Source organism: Mycobacterium sp. (assembly GCF_036273375.1).
In the GTDB taxonomy this organism is placed as follows: Bacteria; Actinomycetota; Actinomycetes; order Mycobacteriales; family Mycobacteriaceae; genus Mycobacterium.
Genome location: NZ_DASUHS010000285.1, coordinates 1 through 3,596 on the forward strand (window position 1 = coordinate 1; position 3,596 = coordinate 3,596).

A 3,596-nucleotide genomic window follows, 5' to 3' on the forward strand; every position below is an offset into this window, starting at 1 on the left:
CACCGGCAGCGACCAGGGCTGATCGCCGAACGCAAGGGGGCCGAAGGAGATTTCGCATTCCACCGCTTCGTCCCAGGTCAGCCACGACCCGTCCGGCGTCCGCAGTTCGTCGACGGCCGCGAAATCGTCCGCACTGGTGGCTCGTTCGGCCCGCCGGTGCTGCAACTGCAGGAACCTCACCACCAGCGTCAGAGCGCGAGCGCCGTCGACCAGGAAATCCGCGGACAGGGTGTCGTCTTCGCCCAGACCGGATTCGGCCGCGCCGGGGGTCCCCAAAACCCCGAATTGCCAGCGTGATTGATTCTTGCTGGATGTCCCTCGGTACGGGTAGAGCAGATAGCCTTCGTAGAGCACCGCGTCGGCGACGGCGCGGGCCCTATCCCAGCTCGAGGTCATCGCGTCACCTCGCGGTCGGCGGCATCCAGCAACGAGGTGACCGCGTGGTCGAAGTCGATCATTCCGTGGGCTGACTTGTAACCGGCCAGTTGCGTGACGGTCTCGTGGCTCAGCCGAATCCATCCGCTGTTGGGATAGTGCTGTGCGACCAGGTCACGCCAGACCGTGACCGGCATGGCGTAGTTGTCCTCGCAGTCCCACGACACCTGCTGGACCGAGAATCCGCGCTCGGAGTTGACGAAAATCGTTCCGCTGAACAGGAACTGCAGCGGGACCGCGCCGTCGCGCAGCGCGTGCAGGTATTTGGCGGCGGCCACCTCGAAGTCGTACGTGCATTCCAGGGGCAGGGCCGCGGTCGTGTGACCGGTGAACCCCGGCACCATCGTGACGCAATGCTGCCAAAGGAAGGTGCGTTGGGTGCTGGCCCAGCGTTCGCGGCCGCCGAACAGATCCATCAGCCCGGCCGCTTCGTCGTCGGTGTAGGAACGGCGCAGCGGCTCGATCCGGACCTGGCACCGCAGGGCGATGGCGTGCACCGGGTCGTCGCCGCTGGCGGTGACGCCGACGCGGGCGGTGAGGACCGGGCTGACGCTGTAGGGTTCGGCGGTCACGTCCAGGACCGCGAAGCTCACGTTCATCGGCGGGCCGTTCATCGCGGTGTCTTCGTGGCACGGGCGGCGAGCCGGTCGAAGAAGCCGTCGATGAATTCGCGGGCCTGCTGGCCGCCGTCGAAGCCGCGCCACACCAAGCGGAGGCGTCCGACGAATTCGTAGCAGGCATCGATGGGTACCAGATACGTTTGTGGCTGCGACAATTCGCGATCCTGAGCGCCGTCGGCTACCCGGACGAGCAGCGCCTCCACGTCGTCGGCCAGCAGGCTCACCCGCGGGTCGGCGGCGCGGATGGTGTCCCAGACCTCCATATCCAGCTCGGATTCGGTTGCCCCGGCAGGCCCCGGGTAAAAGGCGACGGTGTGCCCCAGGGCGGAGTTGGTGAAGAAGAAGGCGACACCGACCGGGATCTGCAGTGCCTCCCACACCAGGCGATCCAGCGCGAAGTCGGGAAACGACAGATACCGGTCCGGCACCGCGCGATAACGCAGGTCGGCTTCGGTGTCGGTGAACAGCAGATAGCAGGCGCGGCAGACGCACAGGAGTTGGCGCCCGGCCGCATTGACCACGTGCTGGTGCTCGTCGGCGATTGACTCCGCGCACATCTCGCAGCGCTCGCCCGCGGGCTCGGGGGCGCGCCGGTCGCTCCTGATGCGGGCCAGGACCTCGAACGGGCTTGTCATATGCGCCGCTCCTGCACATTACTTCGTTCTGCATCGTCGCCGGCGGTCATGCCGGTGCGCCCATCACGTCGGCGCGCAACGCCACTGACAGCAGGCCGTCGCGGGTTAGCAGTGGAATCGGATCGAGATGGGCCGCCGAGCCACCGGTCGCGGCGGCGCCCGCACCGACGACGTCGAAATCCGTCCCACAGCCCGCACAGCGCAGCATTCGACCGTGCAGTTGCGAACCGGCCAGCGAGTCGTCACACACCGGGCAGTGATCCCGGTAGGCGAAGGTCTGGTCACCGACACGGCAGGCCAGCACGGTTATCCCGTCGATCGCGTATCCCGCGACTTCGCCGGCAATCAACTCGGCCAGCTCGGGCGCCGAGTGCCAGGCGGTCGGCCCGTGGCCGTTGGAGTGCAGGTGCGCCAGGAGCGATTCGGCGGGAATGACGCTTGCCGAAGCGGTCGTGGCTTCGGCAGTCACCACCTCGATCGAAGCGATCTCCGGTGCGGCCGCGCGGACCGCATCCTGCACGGCCAGCTCCAGTGTCACCGCCGAGGACGGGCAGCTCTTGCAGCTGCCCTTGAAGGCCAGCCGCACGGTGAATTCGTCCGGGCGTCCGCCCGCAACGACCTCGAGCAGGTCGACGTCACCGCCGTGCGAACCCAGGTAGGGCCGCACCCGTTCCAGCGCGTCGGACACCCTGCGGTGCACGTCGTGCGGATGCAGGCCGTGCACGAGGAGCAGGCTGGCCACCAGGTCGTCGGTGGCCAGCCGCTCGACCAGCCCCCCTTCCGGTCCGGGATCGCCGGCCATCCGCACGATCCGCTCCAGCCCGGCGCCGTAAAGCCCGACTACCTCCCGAACCAGTTGCTGCGCACGGTCATACGCGGCGGTCCCACCTGCCGCGCAGGAATCGAGCAGTGTCTGGATCCGATCGCCCGCCTCACGCCACTGCACGTCATTCGCGGACTTCTCCGGGCGATCCGCCATGCGTCACTCCCCGACGGGTGACTGGGTTGGCGTGTGCAGTCTGTCCAGGGATTTGCCCTTCCCCAGGTACATGTGCACGCCACACGGCAGGCATGGATCGAAGCTGCGCACCGTGCGCATGACGTCGATTCCCTTGAAGTTGTCCCGACCGTTCTCCTCGAAGATCGGCTGCCCCTGCACCGCATCCTCGTACGGACCCGGTGTGCCGTAACTGTCGCGCGGGTTGGCATTCCACGGCGTGGGCGGGTACGGGTGATAGTTGGCGATTTTGCCGTCCCGGATCACCATGTGGTGGCTGAGCACACCGCGCACCGCCTCGGTGAAGCCGCATCCGATGGCCTCGTCGGGCACCTCGAAGCGCTCCCACGTCTTCGTGCGTCCGGCGCGGATTTCCTCGAGCGCCTTCTCCGCGAAGTGCAAAGCGCACGCCGCCGCGTAGGCCTGGAAGTAGGTGCGGGCCCGGTCGCGTTCGATCGTGTTGCTGCCGTACTTGGGGATCTTCCACTCCAGCTCGACGGGTCCCTTCAGCACCGTCTTAGGCAGGTTGATCTTGACGCTGTCGCCGGTCGCCTTGACGTATCCGATGTCGACCAGGCCGGCCAGCGCCGTCGACCACAGCCGGGCCAGCGGGCCGCCGCCGGTGTCGAGCGCCAGGTGGTCCTTGCCGTCGAACCAGCGCGGTGACATCACCCAGCTGTACTTGCCGCCCTCCATGTCCCGCTTCTGCGGGTGCGGGTTGGTGTGCTGGTTCCACGGGTGGCGCCGGTCCACCGCGTTGCCCAGCGGATCGGTCTTGACGAACATCTCCTGGTCGGTCCAGTCGTCGTAATATGAACTGCCCAAGAGGATTCGGATGCCGAGGTTGATGTCCACCAGCGAGTGGGTGACCAGCTTGCCGTCGACCACCACGCCCGGGGTGACGAACAT

The 3,596-nt window shown here is 67.3% G+C and carries 4 protein-coding genes and 1 pseudogene; all 5 read right to left on the minus strand.

The annotated features are described in order from the left end of the window. Positions 1-396 (minus strand): annotated as a pseudogene (locus VFW69_RS25100) (hypothetical protein); the annotation flags it as partial. Further along, complete coding sequence (locus VFW69_RS25105) at positions 393-1,049, minus strand: DUF6084 family protein (protein WP_526505766.1); 657 nt, start codon at positions 1,047-1,049, stop codon at positions 393-395. The pseudogene VFW69_RS25100 and the gene VFW69_RS25105, both read right to left, overlap by 4 nt. Next, entirely contained in the window at positions 1,046-1,690 is a 645-nt protein-coding gene (locus VFW69_RS25110) for a DUF5947 family protein (RefSeq protein WP_526505768.1), read from the minus strand. The genes VFW69_RS25105 and VFW69_RS25110 overlap by 4 nt, the downstream gene beginning before the upstream one ends. A 46-nt stretch (positions 1,691-1,736) precedes the next feature. Then, the gene (locus tag VFW69_RS25115; RefSeq protein ID WP_526505770.1) at positions 1,737-2,669 is read right to left on the minus strand and encodes a NifU-related iron-sulfur-binding protein; all 933 of its coding nucleotides are present in this window, start codon (positions 2,667-2,669) and stop codon (positions 1,737-1,739) included. 3 nt (positions 2,670-2,672) lie between these two features. After that, positions 2,673-3,596, minus strand: a 924-nt coding sequence (locus VFW69_RS25120; protein WP_526505772.1) for a nickel-dependent hydrogenase large subunit, incomplete at its 5' end; no start/stop codon positions are given.